General features: G+C 65.6%; 23 protein-coding genes. 13 read left to right on the top strand and 10 right to left on the bottom strand.

What is annotated here, in order from left to right:
• Positions 1-221 precede the first annotated feature (221 nt).
• Both CLV29_RS17180 and mutM read left to right on the top strand, forming a co-directional pair.
• Positions 222-500: a zinc finger domain-containing protein gene (locus CLV29_RS17180; protein WP_133754985.1), complete on the top strand. Its 279-nt coding sequence runs from the start codon at positions 222-224 to the stop codon at positions 498-500.
• A 174-nt stretch (positions 501-674) separates the two neighbouring features.
• Positions 675-1514 (top strand): bifunctional DNA-formamidopyrimidine glycosylase/DNA-(apurinic or apyrimidinic site) lyase, encoded by an 840-nt coding sequence (mutM, locus tag CLV29_RS02945; RefSeq protein WP_133753571.1) that lies wholly within the window; start codon positions 675-677, stop codon positions 1512-1514.
• 171 nt (positions 1515-1685) lie between these two features.
• Here mutM and CLV29_RS02950 read toward each other — a convergent pair whose 3' ends face one another.
• From CLV29_RS02950 to CLV29_RS02975, 6 genes are all read right to left on the bottom strand, one after another.
• On the bottom strand, positions 1686-1943 hold the full coding sequence (locus tag CLV29_RS02950; RefSeq protein WP_133753572.1) for a hypothetical protein: 258 nt from the start codon (positions 1941-1943) through the stop codon (positions 1686-1688).
• A gap of 10 nt (positions 1944-1953) precedes the next feature.
• A complete protein-coding gene (locus tag CLV29_RS02955; protein WP_133753573.1) occupies positions 1954-2607 on the bottom strand; it encodes a hypothetical protein in 654 nt (217 codons plus the stop codon).
• Positions 2604-3350: an HNH endonuclease gene (locus CLV29_RS02960; RefSeq protein WP_133753574.1), complete on the bottom strand. Its 747-nt coding sequence runs from the start codon at positions 3348-3350 to the stop codon at positions 2604-2606. Before CLV29_RS02960 ends, CLV29_RS02955 begins: the two co-directional genes overlap by 4 nt.
• 106 nt (positions 3351-3456) lie before the next feature.
• Complete coding sequence (locus CLV29_RS02965) at positions 3457-4557, bottom strand: XRE family transcriptional regulator (protein WP_133753575.1); 1101 nt, start codon at positions 4555-4557, stop codon at positions 3457-3459.
• Positions 4554-5294 (bottom strand): hypothetical protein, encoded by a 741-nt coding sequence (locus CLV29_RS02970; protein ID WP_133753576.1) that lies wholly within the window; start codon positions 5292-5294, stop codon positions 4554-4556. Before CLV29_RS02970 ends, CLV29_RS02965 begins: the two co-directional genes overlap by 4 nt.
• A gap of 367 nt (positions 5295-5661) precedes the next feature.
• On the bottom strand, positions 5662-6669 hold the full coding sequence (locus tag CLV29_RS02975) for a hypothetical protein (protein WP_166649109.1): 1008 nt from the start codon (positions 6667-6669) through the stop codon (positions 5662-5664).
• A gap of 227 nt (positions 6670-6896) precedes the next feature.
• On the opposite strand from CLV29_RS02975, the gene CLV29_RS02980 reads away from it, so the two are divergent.
• Both CLV29_RS02980 and CLV29_RS02985 read left to right on the top strand, forming a co-directional pair.
• The gene (locus CLV29_RS02980) at positions 6897-7085 is read left to right on the top strand and encodes a hypothetical protein (RefSeq protein WP_133753578.1); all 189 of its coding nucleotides are present in this window, start codon (positions 6897-6899) and stop codon (positions 7083-7085) included.
• A gap of 266 nt (positions 7086-7351) precedes the next feature.
• A complete protein-coding gene (locus tag CLV29_RS02985) occupies positions 7352-9682 on the top strand; it encodes an AAA family ATPase (RefSeq protein WP_243831685.1) in 2331 nt (776 codons plus the stop codon).
• A 37-nt stretch (positions 9683-9719) separates the two neighbouring features.
• On the opposite strand, the gene CLV29_RS02990 is transcribed toward CLV29_RS02985, so the two are convergent.
• Entirely contained in the window at positions 9720-9944 is a 225-nt protein-coding gene (locus CLV29_RS02990) for a helix-turn-helix domain-containing protein (RefSeq protein ID WP_133753579.1), read from the bottom strand.
• 118 nt (positions 9945-10062) lie between these two features.
• Between CLV29_RS02990 and CLV29_RS02995 the strand changes: the two genes are divergently transcribed.
• Positions 10063-10413, top strand: coding sequence for a hypothetical protein (locus tag CLV29_RS02995; RefSeq protein ID WP_133753580.1), 351 nt, complete (start codon positions 10063-10065; stop codon positions 10411-10413).
• Between the two features lie 31 nt (positions 10414-10444).
• Positions 10445-10621: a zinc finger domain-containing protein gene (locus CLV29_RS03000; protein ID WP_133753581.1), complete on the top strand. Its 177-nt coding sequence runs from the start codon at positions 10445-10447 to the stop codon at positions 10619-10621.
• Between the two features lie 36 nt (positions 10622-10657).
• Here CLV29_RS03000 and CLV29_RS03005 read toward each other — a convergent pair whose 3' ends face one another.
• Positions 10658-11587 (bottom strand): hypothetical protein, encoded by a 930-nt coding sequence (locus CLV29_RS03005; protein WP_133753582.1) that lies wholly within the window; start codon positions 11585-11587, stop codon positions 10658-10660.
• 306 nt (positions 11588-11893) lie between these two features.
• Between CLV29_RS03005 and CLV29_RS03010 the strand changes: the two genes are divergently transcribed.
• The 5 genes from CLV29_RS03010 to CLV29_RS03030 all read left to right on the top strand — a co-directional run bounded on the left by CLV29_RS03010 (position 11894) and on the right by CLV29_RS03030 (position 18655).
• Entirely contained in the window at positions 11894-12652 is a 759-nt protein-coding gene (locus CLV29_RS03010) for a GtrA family protein (RefSeq protein ID WP_279586475.1), read from the top strand.
• Positions 12653-12655: 3 nt separating this feature from the next.
• Entirely contained in the window at positions 12656-16228 is a 3573-nt protein-coding gene (smc, locus tag CLV29_RS03015) for a chromosome segregation protein SMC (RefSeq protein WP_133753584.1), read from the top strand.
• A 193-nt stretch (positions 16229-16421) separates the two neighbouring features.
• A complete protein-coding gene (locus CLV29_RS03020; protein ID WP_133753585.1) occupies positions 16422-16658 on the top strand; it encodes a BAR domain-containing protein in 237 nt (78 codons plus the stop codon).
• A gap of 124 nt (positions 16659-16782) precedes the next feature.
• A complete protein-coding gene (ftsY, locus tag CLV29_RS03025) occupies positions 16783-17976 on the top strand; it encodes a signal recognition particle-docking protein FtsY (RefSeq protein ID WP_133753586.1) in 1194 nt (397 codons plus the stop codon).
• A 1-nt stretch (position 17977) separates the two neighbouring features.
• Positions 17978-18655: a DUF1345 domain-containing protein gene (locus CLV29_RS03030; protein WP_133753587.1), complete on the top strand. Its 678-nt coding sequence runs from the start codon at positions 17978-17980 to the stop codon at positions 18653-18655.
• Positions 18656-18831: 176 nt separating this feature from the next.
• Here the strand turns inward: CLV29_RS03030 and CLV29_RS03035 are convergent, their stop codons facing one another.
• On the bottom strand, positions 18832-19305 hold the full coding sequence (locus tag CLV29_RS03035) for an OsmC family protein (protein ID WP_133753588.1): 474 nt from the start codon (positions 19303-19305) through the stop codon (positions 18832-18834).
• Positions 19306-19441: 136 nt separating this feature from the next.
• Complete coding sequence (locus tag CLV29_RS03040) at positions 19442-20779, bottom strand: MFS transporter (RefSeq protein WP_208292733.1); 1338 nt, start codon at positions 20777-20779, stop codon at positions 19442-19444.
• A 169-nt stretch (positions 20780-20948) separates the two neighbouring features.
• On the opposite strand from CLV29_RS03040, the gene ffh reads away from it, so the two are divergent.
• Positions 20949-22544, top strand: a complete 1596-nt coding sequence (gene ffh, locus CLV29_RS03045) for a signal recognition particle protein (protein WP_133753589.1) — start codon at positions 20949-20951, stop codon at positions 22542-22544.
• Positions 22545-22760: 216 nt separating this feature from the next.
• Positions 22761-24305 carry an ABC transporter substrate-binding protein gene (locus CLV29_RS03050; RefSeq protein ID WP_133753590.1) on the top strand — a complete coding sequence of 515 codons (1545 nt, stop codon included), beginning with the start codon at positions 22761-22763 and terminating at the stop codon, positions 24303-24305.
• The last annotated feature ends 2 nt before the right edge of the window (positions 24306-24307 follow it).

Consider the following 24307-nt stretch of genomic DNA (forward strand, 5'->3'; position numbering starts at 1 on the left):
GCATCGCGGATGCGAGACAGCATCGCGACCCGTTCTTTGACTGCTTTCGCGTCCCATCGAAGATGCAGCGTCGACAATGGCAAGGTTCGGCGGTGCTCCGAAGGCGCGTCTCGAAGACATCTCCTTCTTGAGACCCAGGGAGGGACAGATGCTGGAGTCACGGCGGGCACTGTCTGACCGCCCGCAGCGTGCCCGTTCAATGTCATGATGGTCGAGTGCTCATGTCCGATCGGGAGGAGCGCTGGTCCCTTGAAAATCGATCCGTGTCCCGCACTAATGCTGCTGACCTGGGGAAACGGGCGTCCGAGGCTCTTCCCGTACATCAATGTCACAAACGTGTGGAGTCGGGCTCTTCACGAGAAGACCTCAATGTCTACGGGCGTGAGGGACTGCCATGCAAGCGCTGCGGGACCCTGATCGTACGGGAGAAGTTCATGAACCGCTCGAGCCGTGTTTGCCTGGTTTGCCAGCGGAAACCTTCGTCGAAGCATCACTCATGATCAGAGCTCGCGAGTTCTCACCCGGCCCAACGGTTCGATCGACTGTACGTCAATGCATAGCGCTTGGTAGCGCCACGCGGGAGTTGAAGGTGTACGGGCGGAACCGAGGGCTGGTGTTCGGTGATGTGACAGATCGCAGCCGGTCTGTCGTCCGGGGACTGGAAGTAGTTGGCCATGCCTGAACTCCCCGAAGTCGAGGTCGTGCGTCGAGGGCTCGACCATCATGTCCGTGGCCGGACGATTGCCTCGGCGATCATTCGGCATCCGCGGGCCGCACGCCGGCACATGGCCGGTCCTGAAGATCTCGCAGCGCAGATGGTCGGTACGACGGTCACGGGGATTGCGCGCCGCGGCAAGTACATGTGGTTGATCCTGGACGAAACGGATGCGTTGCTGATGCATCTGGGGATGAGTGGTCAGATGCTCATCACCTCGCCAGATGCGGAGATCGCAGCACATGAGCGGGCACGGTTTACCTTCACCGATGGCGGAAGTGATCTGCGGTTCGACGATCAACGCACGTTCGGTCACCTGATGTACGACGAAGGCGGAGCCGTGCTGCCCTCGCCGATCGCCCATATCGCGCCGGACCCGTTCGATCCGCAATTCGATCAAGCGGCCGCGGTCGCGCGGATCAAGACCAAGCGCACCGGGATCAAGCGCGCGTTGCTGGACCAGACGCTGGTGTCGGGCATCGGGAACATCTACGCCGACGAGGCGCTGTGGGCAGCCAAGGTGCACGGCGAGTCGACGGCATCGTCGATGAGCAAGCCGAGGATCTCGGCGGTGATCGATGCGGCGCGAGAGGTCATGGCCGCGGCACTTGCCCAGGGCGGGACCTCGTTCGATTCGCTCTATGTCGACGTGGCCGGCAGCAGCGGATACTTTGCCCGCAGTCTGACCGCCTACGGACTTGTCGGGCATCCCTGCCCGCGCTGCGGCACACCCATCGTGCGGGAACAGTTCATGAACCGCTCGAGCCACTTTTGCCCTGTCTGCCAGCGGAAACGCTAGTTCAGGGGCCCCACACCTACGGAGCTGTGAGCGGGTTGAGACGATCGTTGCGTGACCGCTTCATCGACCTGCCGTACGTCAAGGCACGCGGCGTCGGCCATCCGTTGCAACGGCTGGCGGATACTCGATCAGCCACGGTCGTGCCGGTTGCTGTCGTTGGTCGTGGCGTCGTCAATAGAGCGGAGTCGCTCCGGTTTCTGCGGTGAACTCTAGTTCGCTATCTTCGCTACGGGTCATGCCGATGAGATCGATCGGCGGTTCGTATAGTTCCCAGATGTCCGCCTCCACGAGAGCGCTCAGCTTCAGGGGATCGTCGTAGAGCACGAGCACGTCGATGTCGCGTGGAGTCGTTGAGTGTTGAGCTGAGCCGAACAGCAGCAGCTCAAGGCCGCCAATCTTCGCAGCTGTGCGCCGGAGCTCGCCCAGCACCGGCCACCGCTCAGTCGGTTGCACGTCTGAGGTTGTCGATGAAGTCGCCGAGGAGGAAAAGCCGAACCCCTTGCTGTCGAGCTATCTTGACGGTCAGAGTGCTGAGTCCGTTTGTATTGGGGTTCGTGATCACTACTGCGTATGGCCGAATCGTAGGGTGCAGATCCAGCACTCCGCGCAGTTCTGACGCCGGAAACTCGTAGCGGTCGTGGGTGATGATCTTTAGCGATGCCTGACCGCAATTTCGCTCGATGTGCCAGGCCGAGAGTCCTATTCGGTCTATCTTCCGCACAGCGGGTAAACGACCGAGGCGCGATCGCAGGTACCGCTCGTCCGGGTGTTGAAAGCGGCTCAACTCCCCACGCTCTTTGAGCGCTCGGGTGACGTTTCCCAAGGTGTCGATCTGGATCCCGTGTTCAGCGGCAGCGGCGAATGCGGCTTCGTCGGCCGGACGCCGTATTAATAGAATGGCATCGACTGTCGGGTAGTCGCGAACGACCGCCTCCAGTTGTGGCGCACCGAATACCTCTGGCCCCGGGTCGGGGACGACGACAACTGCGTGGGGGTGCGAGGGTGTCGTCACCTCGAGTCCATCTACGCCGACTGGCGTGGCTTCGAGCTCGTCACGCGCAAATTTGTCTCGCACCCAGTCACGAATCGTCACTGAGGATCCTCCAGCATCTTATCGAACCCATCAGGAAATCTGAGAGTGGCGGCCGCCCAGTTGCCGTTGAGGTGCCGGTCCGCGAGTTGCTGTGCGTGTAGCTCGAATTGGCTTAGTAGCGCGATTTCGTCGGCACCCAGCAGATGTCTGTTGGCCTGCAGAAAGGCGACGATCGTCGCGTTATTCGGGATGATGGTGCGCTTCACCAGGTCCTTCCACAACCAGGCGCGGTCTTCATCGTGGGAGCCTTCGATGGGGCCGTAAGCTCGGAAGACCTGGGCGTTAGCGTCCAGAAGCCGGGCGATATACGCACGGGCCTCATCGCGGCTGTCGAACGTGGGCGTGCCGAACGCTGCTGCCCTCGCATCCTGGCTGATGCGCTTCCAGTCTCGCAGCAACTCGACGGGGAAATCGTTGGGAGCACGGTCGATCATCGTGTGGCATGTCGGGCAGAGAAGCAGGATGTTGTCGGCATCAGCACGGTCGAGCTCGTCCATCTGAGGCTCATGGTCGCCGCGTGGGCCGCCTGTGCTCGCGGGGATGATGTGAGCCCGTTCGGCCACAAGATCACCATCTACGATGGCGTGCAAGTCACGCCGGCACACAGGGTTCTGGCAGTGGCCGCCGGACTCCGACAGGAGGTACTTTCGCGCGGTCTGGGTGATTGTCGCGCGTTTCAGCGGTTGGTTGGCCGCGGCCGCTGATCGGGGGCCGGGATTAGCGTCACTCTGACGTGGACTCATAGCTTCACGGTTTCGGGCTGCTCGGGTACGTCCACATGCCAATAGTTGTCGTTGGCGAGTCCTAGACAGTGCACACCTTGACGTCGACGCTCCTGAAGTCGGTGTCTCATACGAAACGCAGCTTCGGTCGGTCGGTAGACGCTGCGTCCATGACTGCCTCTGCGACCTCTGGGGCGACGCGTCCGGCGGCCATGATGTCGTCGAAGTCGTAGCCGCTGTCAGTGATCAGTTGTCGAGCCATCCCAAGTACTTGCGGGGACTCAGCGGGGCCGAGTGGGCCGGGCTCGGGGAGGCCCCAGATTGAGAGCTGCTGATTGGCGCGACGATATGACGCGTCGGAGAGCCGCCCGAGCGTGTGGGCGCGGAACACCAAAGCTCGCAGGCTGACGCCCCAGTGGCGCTTGAGGTCGTGGAACGTCGGCCAATCGATGCGGTGCGGCAGGTCGTCGACGATTTCGTCTCGGGGCATAAGGAAGTGGGCTGCGAACCGGTGGGCTTCCTGCTCGACCAGCTTCGAGCCTGGTTCGGTGTCGGGGTGTAGGACCAAATGTCCGAGCTCATGAGCGGCGTCGAACCGGCTACGGGCCTTATCGTCCTTGGCTGGTGAGAGGAACACGAGCGGTCGTCTGCCTGAGTGGGTGGAGAACGCGTCGACGGCGGCGTCAGTCCGCGCCGGTAGGCGCAGAGCAATCACTCCGTGAGCTTCAAGGGCCTGGACCACTGAGGCTATAGGCCCGGGCTCAATGCTCCAGGCCTCGCGCGTGAGGCGAGCGGCTTCGGCGATGTCCTCATCGGATAGTCCTTCCGGCAGCTCGAGCTCGGGTAGCGACACTGGAGGCAGATCTACGTAGGCCCCGATGAGATCCACCAGTTCGAGGCACAACTCGCCGTAGGCGAGGGCCTGTTCTCGTGCTGCGGCGGAGGTCGAACGCAGTGAACGGAAATGGGCTCCGGACGCCGGCAACAGCGTGAGTGGACGCCCTGCGCCGAAAAAGTCACGAGGAAAGCCGAGTTTCAGGCAAAGCTGGGCGACCACGGCTTGAGTCGGGTTCGAGAGGTTGTTCTCGAACTGACCGATGGCGGTCGGTGTGACGCCGACATCGCGTGCGAGGGTGGCCTTGGTCTTGCGTCGTAGCCTCCTGGCGACGGTCAGTCGGGTGCCGTCGAAGTCAGTGCCGGCGGCTGGCGAATGCGGCGTGTGCCTCATGCCTGACCTTCCTGGTGCTGATCCTTGAGGCTGACCTGGGGCTTGGCGACGGGCCGCTCGTTGAAGCTCGGACCGCGATCAGGCGTGGTCTTCTGCGCGACCCGGATGTCGGGGTCGTCGTCCCACCAGAGACTCGTCTGTGCGACGAACGGCGTGTCGCCGAGTGTCGGAACGCCCAACCAGCCCGCGGTGAGGACAACGTCTGGCTCGCCGGCCCAAAGGAGCATGTAGTTCCGGACTGCCCCTGGGGAGCCGGGATGCGGGAACATCGGAGAGGCTCCGACAGGAGGGGTTCGGTATTGCAACACCCTCGAGTTCTCGGTGGCGATCGCTAACCGGATCTGGCTGTACTGCTCCCAGTCAGCGCTGCGCTGCCAGTTGGGGGACCGGCCCTCGATGAACGGCACCTTCATCGTGACGACCCGCGCACCTCCGAGATTGAACGTGAGGACGTTTCGCGGGGTCCAGACACGAAGGCCGTCGATGTCCCAGTGTGTCTCTGGTATCTCGAGGTCGTCGTGCCGGAACCTTCGGACCGCTCTCGTCTTCAAGTTCTCATAGCACTGGATGCCGAAGGACATCACAGTGTCGCCGAGCTCATCCGGCTCGTAGCGGTCGAGATTGCTCGCGTAGACGTCCTGCACCAGCCTGCGCCAAGCATCGACAAGTCCGCTACGTGAACAGGTGTCCACGGCAGCGTTCAGCGCATCCCGGGCCGCCACCTCTGCTAGATCCATGCTCCTAGTAAAGCACACAAGACCAGAATGGTCGTCGAAACGAAGAAAAAATGCGCATGTGGTGCTCTAAAATGAAGTAACGCGGGTTGCGGGTATCGGTCGGCCAGACAGGTCCCGGCCGTCGTTGGGAGGGACGGGCAGAGCGGCTCCCTGGTAGCGCCGGCGGCCACGCGCGTATGGTCGCCAACGCTGCGGACGGCGACGGCCGTCGTCTCTCGTCGCTCTTTCGGCTGCAGTGGACCGAGCTGTACGGTGCGATCGTCGAACAGTTCGTCGATCTCCTGCAACGAAGTGCCGGTCAGCGATCAATCAGGAAGCAGCACTCGCGGGAGCGAAGCCTGTCGATCACAGCACCGTAGGACGTGCCTCAGATGACGACATCCCAGCAGGCCTTCATCCTCAAGTCCATCGGCGTCCCGTACTGCTGGCTGAACCACTCGAGAAACGCCTCCGAGCGGAGAGCCGGGTCGAGATAATCTGTCAATTCCACAACGGCGTCCCGGGTATGCGCCACCGCGGGGAAGTCGGCGTTCGGGCTGATCTCGCCGGTGTCCTCATCGAAGATCAGTCGCCCGTTCTTGACCTCAGCGCTTATCGAGTCGTGGCGATCTGGGTCCTCGAAATTGCTCGGCAGATACATCTGCTGTCCGGCCGTGTTGTGCCATACCGCGTCGACCACGACGTCATTCGCTCCAGCGAAGCCACCCAGCTCGGCGACAGCATTTTTTGTACCTGTGAGCAGTGCTTTGAATCGCTCGTATTCATCAGTGGGCAGATCGGCCTCACGAGTTTCGGCTGCCGTTTTCGCGGCCCTGAGTCGGTCGTTGCGCTGACGCTGCTCGTCCAGCTCGCGCTTCGCGCTATCCAGCGCGCTTTGAGTGTTCCGCAACTCCTGTTGCAGTCGGCTCACCTCATCGGCACTGGGAACAGGAGGTAGCGATGCCGGTGAAACACCGCCACGCAGATCGGACTTCCAATTGGCCTTGCCCTCCCCGAACGACGCTAGTGAGAACCTGAAGCCGAGATCCCGGATGCGGTCAGCCAGTTCGTCCAGAACGCTCTCGTCATCGGCGGGCTTGATCAGTAGGCCGGGCAACACACCCTCCAGCTCCGACCTGCTCATGCCCGGTGCGAGAACAGGAAAGAGGACTCCACGAGCCCAGGCTGCGCCCAACTCGGCAACGCACACCGGCCGTGTCTGGTACATCGGAGTGACCATCGCGACGATCAACTCTGAGCCGCCTGCCTCAGCTCGGACCCGCTCCATCAGGTGTTCACCCGACTTGACACCCATGTCGGCGGCAGAAGAGTAGAAGACGTCGGCGGACCGGAGCTCCGCGCCGCGCAGCAGGATGTCCTCGACGAAGCTCTTCACGTACTTGCCATCCGCACTCGCGTGTGAGACGAAGACCCTCGGTCCGCGTGTTGTTGCGGTCACCATGCCCCCTTGCTGTCGATGAACGATCGACGCAAATCATAGGGAGTCGCAGAATGTGGGCCCTGTGGGCGGCATGTTCGCGTCGGGCGGCCTGAGGGACCCCCACCGAGGTCGGCGCGACTCGGCACCGCGGCTGCGGCACATGACCATGGGATACTTGCAGGATGGAGGGCGACGCGGATGCAGACAAGCATGGGAGCGAACGACTGGCGTTCGCCAACGCAGCGCTTGCGCTGGCCGGCCACGAGATTGTCGACCCTGCCTTGCGGGATATCGTTGAGCGTGCCGCACGTCGCCAGCTCACAGCATCGGAAGCCATCCATATAGCGCGGCGTCGATCACAGGGTGGTTGACGAGCGTCCTGCCCGCGACGGAAAGAGCACACTGTCACCCGGCTGACGTCCACGTAGGCCATTCGTTGCCCGACGGAAGGCACCCGCTGCGCCGCGACGCGGGACCTTTTCCGAGTGGATCCAGCGCGCCGGGGCGCTAAACGGCGCGCGGTCGTCAGCGACCGTCCCCACATCAAGTCCCACTCGATTCCCGATTCGGAAGCAGGTCACTCCCTTATACGGGGGAGTTCAGGCCTGAGGCCGGTGGGCGATGAAACCGACGGCAGTTGGTCGAATCGGCCGCGCATGAGGTTGGTGACGACTACCGTCAGCTCATGCTTCGCCGACTCGAACTGAGGGACCAATGGCGGTCCCTCAACAAGGGCTTCTGGCCGGACGACCTGCCTCTGGGAACTGCGACCATCATCTACGGGCACAACGGCAGCGGCAAGTCCACTCTGGCCGAACTGCTACTCAGCCTCGGCTCTGGTCAAGCCTGTACGGCCGTCTCGTGGGAACAGGATGACAGGCGGAAGGTGAGCGTCTCGATGGGCGGAAGTGGCCCGTCACCGATCGCCGTGTTCACTCGAACGTGGGTCGAGGCGAACCTGTCGGAGTTCTTGGCCGGTGAGAACGCTGACGCGATTGTCACCCTTGGGCAAGCCGCCATCGACTCGAAGGAGAAGGAGAAGCAACTCGAACGCGAGATTCAAGATCTACGAGATCAGGCGGACACGGCCGAGGACGTGAGGCGGAGGACGCAGCTCAAGGTCGACAAGCTCGCTCGCGACGTGCAGGACCGCATCGTGGACGAGCTCCAGCGCTTCGACTACAACCACTACAGCAAGAACCGCTACTCGGTCGTCAAGGTCAGCGAGATGCTTCGAAGCGCGAGCAGCGATTTTCCGGACGATGGCGCTCACGCAGACGCGCTCGTCCTACTCGGCGAGGGTGCACCTTCGATGGTCCCAGATGTTGCGAACCCGCCGACGATCTTGGAAGGACTGAACGAACTCGGACCTGTCCTCTCGCGCACTCCGACGCGTGTGGCGATCGCGGCGCTCGAAGCCAGCCTCCGGGCCCAGGAATGGGTGGAGCAAGGGCTCTTGCTCCACGAAGTGCGGCAGACCTGCCTTTTCTGTGACGGGACGCTGTCCACGGAGCGGCGAGAACAACTTGCTCGTCACTTCGACGAGAGCTGGTTGCAGATCCGGAGCCAGGCACAGCGGCTACTGGCACGGGTAGTGGAGCAGAAGAGGGCTTTGAACACGTGGCTGGAGTCTCTGCCAGCACATTCGACACTGTCAAGCGACATCCAAACTGCCTACAAACGCGCCGCAGATGAGGCTCGGCGCGAAGTTGATGCGCGAGTGGCCTGCGTCGAGTTGGTCGAGAACGCGCTCAACGCGAAGATCGCCGATCCGAGTGTTACCCCTGACGAGCCTGAATGTGGCGTGCTCGACGCCGCGGTTTCCGCGACGGTCCTGTCGGAGGCGGTGAAGGCTCACAATGAGCAGGCTCGTCGGCACGAAGAGCTGACGGCTCATCGGAACGCTGTCGTGCTCGACCACATCATCGGCTCCCAGAGCCAAGTCTTTCGCGACCTGGAAACGCAGGCAGCCGAGGCCAACGAGGCGAACGTAGGCGCTGTCGAAGCTGTCGCCTTGGCTGAGCGCGCGATCGAGCGCGTGCGCCAGGAGCAGTTCACGACGAAGGAGATGGCAGATACTCTCACCCGTGACTTGGCGCGGGTCTACGGAAAGGAGCACCTCAGCATCGCCGTGACTGACGACGGCAGGTCGTACAGCTGTCGCCGTGGCGATGGTGCTGGAACGAATCTCAGCGAAGGGGAGCGCACCACGCTGTCCTTGCTGTACTTTCTCCGGAATCTCGAAGATCAGCAGACTCGCGGAGTTGACCCGACTCAACGCATCGTCGTCATCGACGACCCCTCAAGTTCTCTCGACCGAGAGGCTCTGTTCGCCACACACCAGTGGCTGGTGAGCTCGCTAAAACACTTCGGGCAGTATGTGATTTTGACTCACGACTTCAACCTGCTGCGCCTCTTCATCTCCTCGCACAGCAGCAAGTGGAGCGCATCGGCGAAGGCGATCAGCGACGGCGATGCCAACGAGATCCGGTTTCCGCGAGTGGCGTTCCTAGAGATGTTCGCCGCCATGGTTGACAGCCGGCGCACCACGAAGGTTGGTCAGCTTCCGGCCCTGCTGCGCAACAGCACCTCGGAGTACGCATACCTCTTCTCCATGGTGATGAAGGGCGTGCAGGACACGGAGGACCACGAACGACTGTTCCTCCTGCCCAACGCGGCTCGGCGAGTTCTCGAGACATTTGCGAGCTACAAGGCACCGCATCGGCCGAACTTCCTCCAACAGCTGGAGGTGCTTGTGCAAGTCGACCCCGACGAGCCCTATCGCGACGTGTACGACTTCTGCAATCGCTTCTCGCACGGCGAAGGCAGTGAAACGGTGGAAGTGCTGGACGCCAGAGCTGTGCACGGCCACATCCGGCGCTGCATGGAGTTCCTGCGAGCCGTCGACGAAGAGCACTTCGCGAACATGTGCAAGGCGGTCAAGATTGACCCCACTGTGCTCGCTTAGGTGGAGCCAAGGTGCTCCGGTCTCGCCGCGGATTGATTCAATAGATCGTGGAGAGAAGTTCCGCCGGCTTCACGTCGAGGCCGTGAGCAAGCTTGACGATGACATCGAGGGTCGGGTTGCGGCTTCCTCGTTCCAGCCCGCTGATGTAGGTGCGGTCGAGTCCGACATGATGAGCGAAGGCTTCCTGCGATGACCAGCCGAGCTCGCGGCGCAAGGTGCGGAGGCGCTCGCCGAAAGCGATGCGATGCGCCGGGATGGTCATGCATCAACGATTTCGATACGCTGACGATGAGTCTACGGACGATGAGTCACATCGGAGCGTTCGCGGTCGTGGAAGTGATCGAGTCTCTCTGAGGTGCTCAGGATCTGGAGGAGCCCGGATGCCCGAGGACGAGTGGCTCGTCGTCGCGGCTGCGGCCGAGCGGCACGGCTGCAGCCATCAGACGATCTGGCGACGCATCAGACAGGGAGTCCTCCCGGCGCGCAAGGAGAAGATGGGTGGCCGCGATGGACGGCCCGTGATCAAGGTCCTGGTTAAAGTTACCGATCTGAACGACGCGTTCGGCTGGACAGCTCGGGAGGAACACGTTCGGAGGATCCGTGCGACCGCACGGCCGCTGACGACCGAGCAGAGGATCGCGATCCGCCAGGTCTTCCTCGACCACCTCCTGGAGCGCCAGGCGAAGATCCGGCGGGACAAGCAGCCCGAGAAGCGGTCGAATCGCGATTGAATGGTGAGTCGATTGATGATTCGACTCACGAGTGAGTGAATGTCACAAACGTGTCGAGTGGGGCTACTTCGAGCGCTCCCTGGACGCCTACGGCCGAGACGGGCTGCCCTGCCGCCGCTGCGGGCGGCCGATGAAACGCGAGGCCTTCGAGAACCGGTCGTCGTACCGCTGCCCGAACTGCCAGCGGGTGCCCCGGGCCCGCGGCTGAGCGTCTGTTCCGCAGCAAGCGCACCCATCACGGTGTTCAGGCTGCATGTCCTGCGGAACCGATGAGGGGACGAAGGATCGCCAGCACGCGAGCAAAGCCGGTACGGGTATCACTCACGTCGGAACGGATCACTCGGAAACCTGCTGCGAGCCATCGCTCATCGCGCCGGATGTCTCGGCTGAACTGATCGGGTCCGCGGTGGTGACCGCCCTCATGCTGCAGCGCGATTCGCTGCTCCCGATAACCCAGGTCGGCGGTCGGTGAGAGCGGATCGTCCTGCACCAGACGTAGCTGCGGTGTCGGTTCCGGAAGGCCCGCACCGACGATCGCAAGGCGTAGCTGAGTCTCGCTCGGGGAATCCGAACCCTGCCGAAGAAGCGGCAGCACCTCCCGGCCGAGTCTGACCCCAGGACGTCTGGCGTTGCGTTCGACGAGATCGGACAACTCCGATGGCGTGCTCCACGGGGCGGTGTGCCGGTCGATGCCGGGGAGCGGATGGCGCAGCAACTGGTCACCGATGATCACTGCCTCGTCCCTGCGCAACCGGGGGAGGAGCTCGAACCAGGTTCGCGCCGGCGAGGAGACCTGCAGACCGTCGATCCTCACCAGGTCCGAGCAGTGCACACGAACCTGGTGTCCGTCGACTCCCTGGCGGCGGGGACCGACAAGCAGGTCGTACCTGCTGATGTGAACGAGCTCGTCATGGGTGAGTCGTGCTGGGATCCAGAGCCCGTGAATCATGGCGGCAGTGGTGTGGGAGATCCATCCTTCACCGGTCCGGGCGAGCACTGCCGCGGCATATTCGATCAGCGACGGTGGTTCCCCGCTCGGGGTGCGGATGCCCTTGCTGGGCACTGTCAGGTCCGAGGCGCGCAGCCGATTGTCGGAAACCCCGAGTCGGCGCGCGGTGTCCAGCTCGAAAGTCCGGCCGACGAGCGCGGCGGGCAGTGGGTGTGGTGATCGCACGCGACCATGCTCATCCAGCGGGAGGGGGCACATCACGGGCGAGCGGGACCTTTCCACAGCCCGATTCATCCGTTCCGGAGGATCTGCACCTCAGGGGCGATGTTGAGTGCGATTCCTGCGGAACAGATGAAGGGTGGAGGAAGTGCGATTCCTGCGGAACAGATGGGATGGGAGAGCCGCGAGTGGCCGTGAACTGGCCGGATAAGGGGATCTGAATCTTCGGAGCCCGGGCGTTGTCGGCTGGGAACCGGCGGTCGTGCGGGCTAGGCTGCCTCAATCGTGAGAAGAGCCGCCCGCCACATCTTTGTGCGCCATCGCCACAACTGGATCCAGTTGTTCCGCTTTGGCCTCGTCGGCGGTTCCGGAGTGATCGTCAACAACATCGTCTTCGTGCTCGCCAGCAAGATCCTCGGTCACCGCAACGACGACATCGTCTTCGGGATCCCGTTCACCGAGTTCAACCTGCGCTGGCAGTTGGTCTTCTCCATCATTGCCTTCATCGTGGCGAACCTGTGGAACTTCCAGCTCAACCGGACCTGGACCTTCAACAGCGCCAAACACGCCAGGTGGTTCAAGGAGTACTGGCCGTTCATGGCGGTCGGTTTCGGGGCGCAGATCGTGACGATGCTGATCGAGACGCTCTTCATCAACCCGACATCGCCGCTGTACCAACTGCTGCCGCCGACGATCTTCACCGGGGAATCGGGCTTCACCAACCGCTTCTACTGGGCGCACCTGATCGCGATCATCATCACCGTGCCGATCACCTTCGTGCTGAACAAGCTGTGGACCTTCTCCGCGGTCCGCCGCAAACCCGACAGCGCGCCGGTGCCGATGGTGGCACCGGTGGTGGCACCGGAACTGGCCGCCGAGGATCCCGAGGTCGCCGAACGTACCGACCTCGACGGGGTGGCAGCACCGCAGACCGATCCGGCACGCAGGTCCACCGATGCGAGGCCCAGGTCCACCGATCACGGGCCTACCGGCGCAGCAGACAGGAACACCCCATCGGCCGAGCCGGAGAACCCGGTCACCGCCGGTGCCGAGGACGCAGAGCGAGGCTGATCGATGTACCTCAAGTCGTTGACCCTCCGCGGGTTCAAGTCCTTCGCCTCGGCGACCGCGCTGCACTTCGAACCGGGCATCACCTGTGTGGTCGGACCCAACGGTTCCGGCAAGTCCAATGTGGTCGACGCGCTGTCCTGGGTGATGGGTGAACAGGGCGCCAAATCCCTGCGCGGCGGCAAGATGGAGGACGTCATCTTCGCCGGAACGTCCGGGCGGGCACCGCTGGGCCGGGCCGAGGTCGAGTTGACCATCGACAACACCGACGGGGCACTGCCGATCGACTACACCGAGGTGACGATCAAACGGACCATGTTCCGCAGTGGCGGCTCCGACTACCAGATCAACGGGCAGAACGCCCGCCTGCTCGACGTCCAGGAACTGCTCAGCGACTCCGGCATCGGCCGGGAGATGCACGTGATCGTCGGCCAGGGACAGCTCGACTCGATCCTGCAGGCCACCCCGGAGGGACGCCGCGGTTTCGTCGAGGAGGCCGCCGGTGTGCTGAAGCACCGCAAGCGCCGGGAGAAGGCGGTCCGCAAACTCGAGTCCACCGAGGGCAATCTGCACCGGCTGAACGACCTGCTGGAGGAGGTGCGGCGACAGCTCAAACCCCTCGGTCGGCAGGCCGCCGTCGCCCGCAAGGCCGCGGTGATCCAGGCCGAGGTACGTGATGCGCGCGCCCGCCTGCTGGCCGACGACCTGGTCCAGGCAGAACTCGCCATGGCCTCCGACCTGGCCGATGAGGCCGCAGCCAGGCAGGAGCGGGCACGACTGGAGGCTGCATTGGAGGAGGCCCGCAATGCCGAGGCCGAGGCCGAGGAGCAGTTGCGGTTGGGCCGTCCCCGGCTGGCCGCGGCGCAGGAGGCCTGGTACGACATGTCGGCACTGCGGGAACGGGTCTCCACCACCAGCTCGATCGCTCGTGAGCGGGTACGCAACGCCGCCGGTGCCGCCGAACCGGCCACCCCGACCGGCCGTGATCCCGACGAACTGGAACGGCAGGCCGAGTCGGTCGCCGCGCAGGAGCGGCAACTGGCCGAGGAGGTGGCCGCCGCCGATGCCGCACTGAAGGACGCCACCTTGGCCCGGACCGATGCCGAGGCCGCCCATGCCGCGGAGGAGAAGCGGTACGCCTCGCTGGTCCGCGCCGCCGCCGACCGGCGGGAGGGCCTCGCCCGGTTGCAGGGGCAGGTGGCGTCGCTGAGCAGCCGTCTGGAAGCAGCCGATGCCGAACTGGGGCGTCTGGCCGAAGTGCGTGCCGATGCGCTGGCCCGGGCCGAGAAGGCAAAGAACGAGTTCCGTTCCGTCGAGGCCGAGGTGGCCAAGATGTCGGCCGGCGAGGAGGGGCTGGACGCCGAACACGAGGAGGCCACCGCAGCCCTGACCGAGATCGAGTCGCAGATCGCCGAACTCGACCGGACCGAGCGGGCGGCCGGCTCGGAGAAGGCCGCCGCCCAGGCCCGGGTGGAGGCGCTGCGGCTGGGCCTGGACCGCAAGGACGCCGGCGCCGCGCTGCTCGCCGCTGCGGACAAGCTCGACGGGGTGCGCGGCGCGCTGGCCTCGCTGATCACGATCGAATCCGGGTACGAGAAGGCCGTCTCGGCCGCCCTCGGCGCAGCCGCCGATGCGATCGGCGTCGACGACCTGGACGCCGCTGCTGCGGCGTTGCAACACCTGAAACGAGAGGACCTCGGCCGAGCGACCCTCTTGCTCGCCGGCCCGGCCGGCGATCAGCGGGCCGAGGACCTCGGCCCGTTGCCCGACGGCGCCCGCCGCGCGCTGGACCTGATCACCGCCGACGACGACCTCCGGCCGGCACTGCGACGACTGCTCGGATCGACCGTCGTGATCGACGATGCCGAGCACGCCCAGCGGCTGCTCGCCGGTCGTCCGGAGCTGACGGCTGTGACCGCCGAGGGTGACATCTACTCCAGCTGGTTCGCCGCCGGCGGCTCGCAGTCCAAGCAGTCGCTGATCGAGGCGCAGTCGGCCGTCGACGACGCCGAGGCCGCCCTGACCGAGGCCGGACATGCGCTGGACCGGGTGAAGTTCGCCCGCCCCGAGCTCGATGCCCGCCGCGCCGAGGCCGCTGAACGGGTGGAGGCCGCCCTGGACCGGTTGCACGCCTCCGATGCCGAGATGGCCGCGGTGGCCGAACAGCTCGGCCGGCTCGGCGCGGTCTCCCGGTCCGCCGGTGAGGAGGCCGACCGGGCCGGCCGATCGATCGAGGCGGCCGAGAACTCCCGGGAGCAGAACTCGACCGCTCTGGCCGAGCTGAGACAGCGGCTGGAGCTGGCCTCTGCCGAGGCCGAGGACGTGGAGGAGGCCGATCCGGCCGAACGGGACCGGTTGGGTGAGCTGGCCCGGGCCGCCCGTACCGCCGAGATGGAATCCCGCCTGGCCCTGCGTACCGTCGAGGAACGCGCGCGCGGACTGGCCGGACGATCCGACTCGCTGCGCCGTGCCGCCCAGTCCGAACGTGCCAGCCGGGCGCGCGCGGAGGAACGCCGCCGGGCACTGCTGCGCGAGGCCGAGGTCGCCGCCGCCGTGGAGACCGCCTGTGGCTGGATCGCCCGGCAGGTGGAGATCGCCCGGGAGGCCGCCGCGGCCGAACGCAGTGCGGCCGAACGCGAACATGCCGAGGCCGACACCGTCGTCGGTCAGGCCCGGCAACGCTCCCGCGAGTTCGCCGCCGAACTGGAGAAGCTGGTCGACGCGGTGCATCGCGACGAGCTGGCCCGCGCCCAGCAGCGGATGCGGGTGGAGGCGTTGCAGACCAAGGCGCTGGAGGAACTCGGGATCGAGGCCGCCACCCTGGCCGCCGAGTACGGCCCCGACCAGCCGGTGCCGGTGCTCACCCGCCCCGACGGCTCCGCGCTCACCGAGGACGACGAGCAGCCCGAGCCGGTGCCGTTCGTCCGTGACGAGCAGAGCAAGCGGCTGCGTTCGGCGGAACGGGCGCTGAACCAGCTGGGCAAGGTGAACCCGCTGGCCCTGGAGGAGTTCGATGCGATGCAGGAACGGCATGCGTTCCTGGCCGAGCAACTGGACGACCTGAGGAAGACCCGGGCCGACCTGGCCGAGATCATCGACGAGGTCGACGCCCGGGTGCAGCAGGTGTTCACCGAGGCCTATGCCGATGTCGAGACCGCCTTCTCCCGGGTGTTCGCCCGGCTGTTCCCCGGCGGTGAGGGACGGCTGGTGCTGACCGACCCGAATGACATGTTGACCACCGGGATCGACGTCGAGGCCCGCCCGCCGGGCAAGAAGGTGAAGCGGCTGTCGCTGCTCTCCGGTGGCGAACGCTCCCTGGTGGCGGTCGCCTTCCTGGTCGCGCTGTTCATCGCCCGGCCGAGCCCGTTCTACATCCTCGACGAGGTCGAGGCGGCACTCGACGACACCAACCTCGGACGACTGCTGGAGCTGTACGAGGAACTGCGGGAGAACTCGCAGTTGCTGGTGATCACCCACCAGAAGCGGACGATGGAGATCGCCGATGCGTTGTACGGGGTGACCATGCGCGGTGACGGGGTGTCGATGGTGATCAGTCAGCGGCTGGACAAGAGCGCCTAGGGTCGCTCTCGGCAGCCATGGCGGCCGGCTTCCGGACAGGTACGCACCGGTTGTGACAACCGGACAACCGCCGCTACCGAATCGTTGTGAATCCCACAGGCGTAGTTCTTCGATTCGCGTGTCAGACTGGATGGCGGAGGCCGGTGGCACGGCCGCCCACTTCCCTTCAGAACGCCGCCGGAGGAACATCATCATGCACGTCATCGAGTGGACATTCGTCTACCTCATCATCAGCGCCCTCGTCGCCGGGGGAGTTCTCGCCGTGGTCGCCATCGGTATGCAGGGAAAGCTCCGCGAGCGCTTCCCGAAGGTAGCCGACCGCCTGGCCCGTACCGCCCAGGCGCTGAACGGCGACGGCGAACCGCCGGCCAAGTTCGAGCGCTTCGTGGAGAAGGCCTCGCAGTACCAGCAGCGCGTCCGTACCCACTGACCCGAAGCCACCCCGGCCCGTGTCCCACGGGTCCACCGGGGCGCCCGGTCGCCACGCGGTCGGGCGCTTCGCCGTACCTGCTGCCGGTTGGCCAGCCGATGAGAACAGTTCCTAGGATGGGCCCGTGGATCTGACCATCATTCTTCTCATCGTCCTCGCCCTCGGCCTGGTCGCGGTCGGCGTCGGTGCCGTCGCGGCCCGGCGGCAGGCGATCGCCACCCGGGAACGGGCCGAGCTGGAGGCCAAGCAGGCCGAACAGGCCGCATCCGGTGGGACCGCCACCGCCGAGCCGTCGACCGAGGCACCGGAGCGGCCGACCGACGAACCGGTGGTCGAAGAGGAGAGCGTCGTCGACGAACCGGCGGTCGCCGCACCGGAACTCGACACCCCCGAAACCCCGCGGACCCGGCTGCAGCGTCTGCGCGCCCGGCTCGCTCGCTCCGACAACCCGCTGTCGAAGGCGATGCTTACTCTGCTCTCGGGCAAGCAGTTGGACGAGGAGACCTGGGAGGACTTCGAGGACACCTTGCTGACCGCCGACCTCGGCGTCGGGCCGACCACCCAGCTCACCGAGCGGCTGCGGCAGCGGTTCACCGTGGACGGGGTGACCGATCCCGAGCAGGCGCGGAACATCCTGCGGGAGGAACTGCTCACCCTGATCGGGCCCGACAGTGATCGCAGCATCAACACCGCCGGTGAGCCCGGTGTGGTGATGGTCGTCGGTGTGAACGGGACCGGCAAGACCACCACCGTCGGCAAGCTCGCCCGGGTGCTGGTGGCCGAGGATGCCGACGTGCTGCTGGGCGCCGCCGACACCTTCCGCGCCGCCGCCGCCGAGCAGCTCGCCACCTGGGGTGAGCGGGTCGGCGTACCGACGGTGCGGGGCGAGGAGGCGGCCGATCCGGCCTCGGTGGCCTTCGAAGCGGTGAAGGTGGGCAAGGAGAACGGTGTCGATGTGGTGCTGATCGACACCGCCGGCCGGTTGCACACCAAGACCGGCCTGATGGACGAGCTGGGCAAGGTCAAGCGGGTGATCGAACGCCAGGCCCCGGTGAGCGAGGTGCTGCTGGTGATCGACGCCACCACCGGGCAGAACGGGCTCACCCAGGCCCGGATCTTCTCCGAGGTGGTCGACGTCACCGGGGTGGTGTTGACCAAACTGGACGGTTCGGCCAAGGGCGGGATCATCGTCCAGATCCAGAACGAACTCGGCGTGCCGGTGAAGTTGGTCGGCCTGGGGGAGGGCGCCGACGACCTGGCCCCGTTCGACCCGGAGATGTTCGTCGACGCCCTGCTCGACACCGCCAAAGCCTCCTGAGATGAGCCCCGCCGCCGCAGGTCGGACCCGCGTCCCGCCTGCCGAACGGCTGCGGTCGGAGAACGTGCGGGGTTACGGCGCGGCACTGGTATCGAGCCTGACCTTCGTGGTCATTGGCACCCTGCTCGCGGTCGCGGTTCCTGCGGCGGCGCGATACGTCCTGGTGCTCGGCCCGTTCACGGTCTGGATCCTGCTCACGGTGGCCCAGGTGGTCATGCTGCTGGTCGCCTTCCGCGGACTGCGCGGAGAGGAACTGCGGCTGGCGGCGGTGCAGGGACGGCGGAGCAAACCGGGCGGACTGCTCGGCCCGGTCACCCCGGCGCTGCTGGCGGTGATCGCCGTGTTCTTGCTGATCGCCTTGCCCCAGATTCGGGTCGTCACCGCGATGGTGCCGTTGGCCCTGGTGCTGGTGATCTGCTGCTGGGTGAACATCATGGTCCATTTCGCCCTCGAGTACGCCGAGATGGATCCGGCGCAGGTGAGGTTCCCCGAGGACCGTGCCGACCGCCCGTTCAGTGACTACGTCTATCTCGCCTTTGCCGTCCAGAGCACCTTCGGCACCACCGATGTGGAGATGCGCAGTCCTCAGGTGCGCAAGCGGGTGACCACCCAGGGGATGATCGCCTTCACCTACAACACCCTGATCGTGACCATGATCATCACCTTGATCATCGGGTGATCCAGGATCCGGTGCGAGGATCTGCCGCCGGTGGCCGGGATCGGCTCGACGGTGGAGCTGGTTCGCTCCGTCAGCGGCCCGAGCCCGAGTCGTCGAAGCGCGGTGTCTGAATCGAGTGGAGACCAATTCTGCTGAGCCGGTCCGGGGCTGCGCGGCCGCTCCGGGCGGCGTCCCGATCAGTTGTCGGGGCCGGCGGTGACCCGGGCCCGATGGCGCACCGGGAAGTTCACCGAGTTGGCGATGAAGCACCAGTCATGGGCAAGCTCATGGGCGGCCCGGGCGGCGTCGAGCATCGACGCCTCGGCGACGGTGACCTCCGGATGCAGGATCGCTTCGGTGAAGTGGCCACCGTTGCCCTGCTGCAGCATCGTCGCGCTGGCGTGATCGGTGTAGCCGGTGACGACCACCCCGGCGCTGACACAGGCGTGCAGGTAACTCAGCAGGTGACACTGGCTGAGCGCGGCGAGCAGCAGTTCCTCGGGATTCCAGCGAGTCGCGTCACCGCGGAACGGTACGTCGGCCGAGCCCAGCAACAGCGGTTTGCCGTCGGTCTCGACGGTCACCTCGCGGGCGTAGTCGCGGTAGCCGCTGGTACCGCTGCCCCGATCCCCGGTCCAGGTGACCGTGAGCCGGTAGGAGTGCTCGCCCATGACCGCACCCTAGCGGTGGCGCCCATCGGCTGAACCGACTGATCGAGCTCGGGATCGGTCCCCGTCCTGAGCGGCCACGGGTACGACGAGGGCCCCGCACCGAACGGTGCGGGGCCCTCGGCTGCGAGCTTGCGGCTCAGCCGACGTTGTCCTCATAGGCCAGGTCGCGGGTCTCCTTGGTCAGGAACAGCGAGATCATGGTCAGCACCGCCGCACCGGTCAGGTAGAGACCGACCAGGAACGGGCTGCCGGCGCCGAGGCCCCACAGGTACACCGAGATGAACGGAGCCAGGGCGGCGCCCAGGATCGACGACACGTTGTAGCTGACCGCCGAACCGGTGTAGCGCACATTGGTCGGGAACATCTCCGGCAGCAGCGCCCCCATCGGTCCGAAGGTGAGCCCCATCAGGGTGAAGCCGAGGATCAGCAGCGCCAGCACACCCGGGGTGCCGCCGCCGAACAGCGGTACCCAGAGGAAACCGAAGACACCGATGGCGGCGGTGATCACCATCAGCGACTTGCGCCGACCGAAGCGCTCGGCCAGCGGGCCGGCGACCAGGACGAAGATCCCGAAGAAGACCACGCCGATGATCATCATCAGCAAGAAGGTGGTCCGGGTGTAACCGAGGCCGGGTACGGCTGCATCCACCGCGCGGGTGCCGTAGGTCAGGGTGAAGGTGGTCAACAGGTAGAACAGCACATAGGTCGCGAGCATGTTGAACGTACCCAGCACGGTCGGGCCCAGGTACTTGCTGAGCACCACGCCCAGCGGCACCGAGGTGACCTTGTCCTGCTCCTGGACTCGCTGGAAGGCCGGCGACTCGACCAGCTTCAGCCGTACCCACAGGCCCAGGGCCACCATCGCCGCGCTGGCCAGGAACGGGACCCGCCAACCCCAGGCGGCGAACATCTCCGGGGCGAAGGTCGAGGACAGGACCAGGAAGAAGACATTGGCCAGGATGAAGCCGATCGGGGCTCCCAGCTGGGGGAAGGTGCCGTAGATCGCGCGCTTGCCCTGCGGGGCGTTCTCGGTGGCCAGCAGGGCAGCGCCGGACCACTCACCGCCCAGGCCGATGCCCTGGAAGAAGCGCATGATCACCAGCAGGGTCGGCGCCGCCACCTCCCAACCCGGGGTCAGTGCGGTCGGCAGGCAGCCGATCAGGAAGGTGGCGATACCCATCGTCAGCAACGAACCGATCAGGGTCGCCTTGCGGCCGATCCGGTCACCCAGGTGGCCGAAGACGATCGAGCCGAGAGGCCGGGCGATGAAGGCCACGCCGAAGACGGCGAAGGACTGCAACTGGGCCGTGGTCTCGGTCGCATGCGGGAAGAACAGAGCCGGGAAGACGAGCACCGCCGCAGTTGCGTAGATGTAGAAGTCGTAGAATTCGATCGATGTGCCGACCAGGGAGGCGAAGATCACCCTGCCGCGCTTGTTCACCGGCGCCGTAGCCGATGCAGACGTTTCCGTCACCTGCCTGTACCTTCCAACAATGATGGACCGGGCACATACGGCCCAGTGGCGGGAATCGTTCCCGCAAGCCCGTAGATAGTGCACCTCCGCATACCGGATTGTCACGTCCCAGTTGCCGGACGGGTAGGATGGGGCGCTGAATCACCATCTCTGACCGCTCGAGGGAACCTTGTTCGACACACTCTCCGATCGCCTGTCCGCGACTTTCAAGAATCTGCGCGGCAAGGGCCGGCTGACCGACGCCGACATCGACGCGACCGCGCGGGAGATCCGGATCGCGCTGCTCGAGGCCGATGTGAATCTCGGCGTGGTGAAGGAATTCATCGCTGCGGTGAAGGAACGCGCCAAGGGTGCCGAGCTCACCGGCGCGCTGAACCCGGCCCAGCAGGTCATCAAGATCGTCAACGAGGAACTCGTCGAGATCCTCGGCGGGCAGACCCGGGTGCTGCGCTTCGCCAAGCGTCCGCCGACGGTGATCATGCTCGCCGGTCTGCAGGGTGCGGGCAAGACCACCCTGGCCGGGAAGCTCGCCAAATGGCTGGCCAACCAGGGGCACACCCCGCTGTTGGTCGCCGCCGACCTGCAGCGGCCGAACGCGGTGCAGCAGCTCACCGTGGTCGCCAAACGTGCCGGCGTCGCGTGGTACGCACCCGAGCCCGGCAACGGGGTCGGTGACCCGGTCGCGGTCGCCCGCAACTCGATCTCCATCGCCCAGCAGAAGCTGCACGACGTGGTGATCGTCGACACCGCCGGCCGGCTCGGTGTGGACACCGAACTGATGCAGCAGGCCGCCGACATCAAGGCGGCGGTGAATCCCGACGAGGTGCTGTTCGTCGTCGACGCGATGATCGGCCAGGACGCGGTCTCGACCGCCAACGCCTTCGCCGAGGGCGTCGGATTCGACGGGGTGGTGCTGACCAAGCTCGACGGTGATGCCCGCGGTGGTGCCGCGCTGTCGATCGCCCGGGTGACCGGTCAGCCGATCATGTTCGCCTCCAGCGGGGAGAAACTGGAGGACTTCGACGTCTTCCACCCCGACCGGATGGCCAGCCGGATCCTCGGCATGGGCGACATGCTCACGCTGATCGAGCAGGCCGAACGTACCTTCGACGCCGAGCAGTCGGCGAAGGCCGCGGCGAAGCTCTCCGGCCGCGGTGACGGTGAGTTCGGGCTGGGCGACTTCCTGGACCAGATGAAGGCCGTCCGCCGGATGGGGCCGCTGTCGAAGATCTTCGGCATGTTGCCGGGGATGACCGGCGACATGAAGGAGCAGATCTCCGGTATCGACGAGAAGGAGATCGACCGGATCGAGGCGATCATCTTGTCGATGACCCCGGCCGAGCGGGAGAACCCGAAGATCCTCAACGGCTCGCGGCGCGCCCGGATCGCGGCCGGTTCGGGGACCAAGGTCTCGGATGTGAACAAGCTCGTCGAGCGCTTCTTCGAGGCGCGCAAGATGATGACCCAACTGGCCTCGGGCAAGATGCCCGGGATGCCGGGCATGCCCGGTATGGGCGGACCCGGTGCGGCCGGGCCGAAGCGGCAGCCGAAGAAGCAACAGGGCAAGAAGAAGCGCGGCAAGGGCGTCTCCGGCAACCCCGCGAAGCGGGCCGGGGGAGCGGGCCCAAAACCAAAGGAGGAGGCGGTCAACCCGGCCGCTGCCTTCGGGATGGACCCCTCGCAGATGGACGAGAAGCAGCTGCAGCAGGCGATGGGTGACTTCGAGTTGCCGGCCGATCTGCAGAAAATGTTCAAGAACCGCTGACCGCCGGGTTCCGGGCCCCGATCACCGGCCACGAGCCGAGCCCGTTCCTGCAGCTCGGCGGTCGATCCCTGGGCTGCAGCCGGGCCGAACGGGTCGGGTGCCGCGCAGCCGGGCGCAGGACACGAAAGGGTAAATGTCGGCCGACCCCCTGTTGGGCGCTCGACAACTTCGCCTAGGGTTCCTAGGGTCCAAACGCCCCTCGGCTCCGGGAGATCCGTGAAACGACGCACCTTCGTCGGTGGCTTTCTGGCTGTTGCCGGGCTGGCCGCGACCGGCTGCTCCACCGGTGAGGGAGTCGACCTCAGCGGCGGACAGGCCGATTTCGGCAATCCGACCACCGGCCCGGTGCTGCGGGTCGCCATCGGTGGGGAGCCCGACCAGTTGGATCCGCACTCCAGCTCGGCCTACTTCACCTTCCAGGTCCTGGAGAACATCTTCGACACCCTCGTCCAGCCCGACGAGAACCTGCAGATGCAGCCGTCCCTGGCCGAGTCGTGGGAGATCAGCGACGACCAACTGACCTACACCTTCACCCTGCGCCAGGGCGTCAGCTGGCACGACGGCAGCCCCTTCACCGCCGAGGACGTGGTGTACTCCTACACCCGGTTGATCGACGAGGAACTGTCCAACGCCTACAAACTCGCCGCGGTCAGCGAGGTCACCGCACCGGACGACCACACCGTGGTGATCACCGTGAGCCAACCGACCCCGAGCCTGTTGACCAACCTGGGTGGCTTCAAGGGACTGGCGATCGTCCAACGCAACAACGTCGAATCCGGTCAGATCGCGAACACCCCGATCGGCACCGGGCCGTTCTACCTGGCTGAGTACGCCAGCGGCGACCGGATCACCCTGCGCGGCAACGCCGATTACTGGGGTGAACCGGTCACCCTCGGTTCGGTCGAGATCTCCTTCATCTCCGAACCGTCGACCGCGCTGGCCGCCCTCCGGTCGGGTGAGATCGACTGGACCGATGTGGTGCCGCCGCAGACCGTCGAGGAACTGCGCCGCGACGAGTCGCTGGTGCTGGAGTCGTTGCAGTCGACCGACTACTGGTACCTGGCGCTGAACCTGAAGAAGGATCCCTGGAGCGATGTCCGGGTACGCCAGGCGATCGCCTATGCCATCGATCGGCCGTCGATCCTGCAGGCGGTCGCCTACGGCACGGCGGTGGAGAACCAACTGGCGATCCCCGAGACCAGCCCGTGGTACACCCCCTACGACACCTACCGGCTGGACCTGGACAGGGCCCGGGAACTGCTCGCCGAGGCCGGGTTCAGCGGTGCCCCGATGGAACTGCTGGCGACCAGCGAGTACCCCGAGACCGTGGTCGCCGCGCAGGTGATCGCGGCGAACCTGGCCCCGCTGGGGATCACCGTGCAGATCAGCCAGCCCGACTTCTCCACCTGGCTGGACGAACAGAACCAGGGCAATTTCGACCTGCTGATGATGGGCTGGCTGGGCAACATCGACCCCGACGACTACTACTACTCCCAGCACCACAGCGAGGGCGGCAGCAACGCCCAGGGCTACTCCAACCCCGAGGTGGACGAGTTGCTCGACGCCGGTCAGGTCGAGGTCGACGTCGAGGCCCGCAAGGAGTTGTATGCCCGGGCAGCCACGATCATCGCCGACGAGTGCAGCTACATCTACCTCTACAACCCGTCGGTGGTGCAGACCTGGCTGCCCGAGGTGTCCGGTTACACCGCCCGTGCCGACGGAGCGATCCGTTTCGGTCCCGTCACCTTGCAGGAGAGCTGAGC

The organism is Naumannella halotolerans, assembly GCF_004364645.1.
GTDB lineage: Bacteria > Actinomycetota > Actinomycetes > Propionibacteriales > Propionibacteriaceae > Naumannella > Naumannella halotolerans.

Coding starts and splice junctions, on each gene's coding strand:
- smc (WP_133753584.1), top strand. CDS start 12,656: ATGTACCTCAAGTCGTTGACCCTCCGCGGGTTCAAGTCCTTCGCCTCG.
- CLV29_RS03030 (WP_133753587.1), top strand. CDS start 17,978: ATGAGCCCCGCCGCCGCAGGTCGGACCCGCGTCCCGCCTGCCGAACGG.
- CLV29_RS03020 (WP_133753585.1), top strand. CDS start 16,422: ATGCACGTCATCGAGTGGACATTCGTCTACCTCATCATCAGCGCCCTC.
- CLV29_RS02970 (WP_133753576.1), bottom strand. CDS start 5,294: ATGGATCTAGCAGAGGTGGCGGCCCGGGATGCGCTGAACGCTGCCGTG.
- CLV29_RS02965 (WP_133753575.1), bottom strand. CDS start 4,557: ATGAGGCACACGCCGCATTCGCCAGCCGCCGGCACTGACTTCGACGGC.
- CLV29_RS03035 (WP_133753588.1), bottom strand. CDS start 19,305: ATGGGCGAGCACTCCTACCGGCTCACGGTCACCTGGACCGGGGATCGG.
- CLV29_RS02990 (WP_133753579.1), bottom strand. CDS start 9,944: ATGACCATCCCGGCGCATCGCATCGCTTTCGGCGAGCGCCTCCGCACC.
- CLV29_RS02980 (WP_133753578.1), top strand. CDS start 6,897: ATGGAGGGCGACGCGGATGCAGACAAGCATGGGAGCGAACGACTGGCG.
- CLV29_RS17180 (WP_133754985.1), top strand. CDS start 222: ATGTCCGATCGGGAGGAGCGCTGGTCCCTTGAAAATCGATCCGTGTCC.
- CLV29_RS02960 (WP_133753574.1), bottom strand. CDS start 3,350: ATGAGTCCACGTCAGAGTGACGCTAATCCCGGCCCCCGATCAGCGGCC.
- mutM (WP_133753571.1), top strand. CDS start 675: ATGCCTGAACTCCCCGAAGTCGAGGTCGTGCGTCGAGGGCTCGACCAT.
- CLV29_RS02995 (WP_133753580.1), top strand. CDS start 10,063: ATGCCCGAGGACGAGTGGCTCGTCGTCGCGGCTGCGGCCGAGCGGCAC.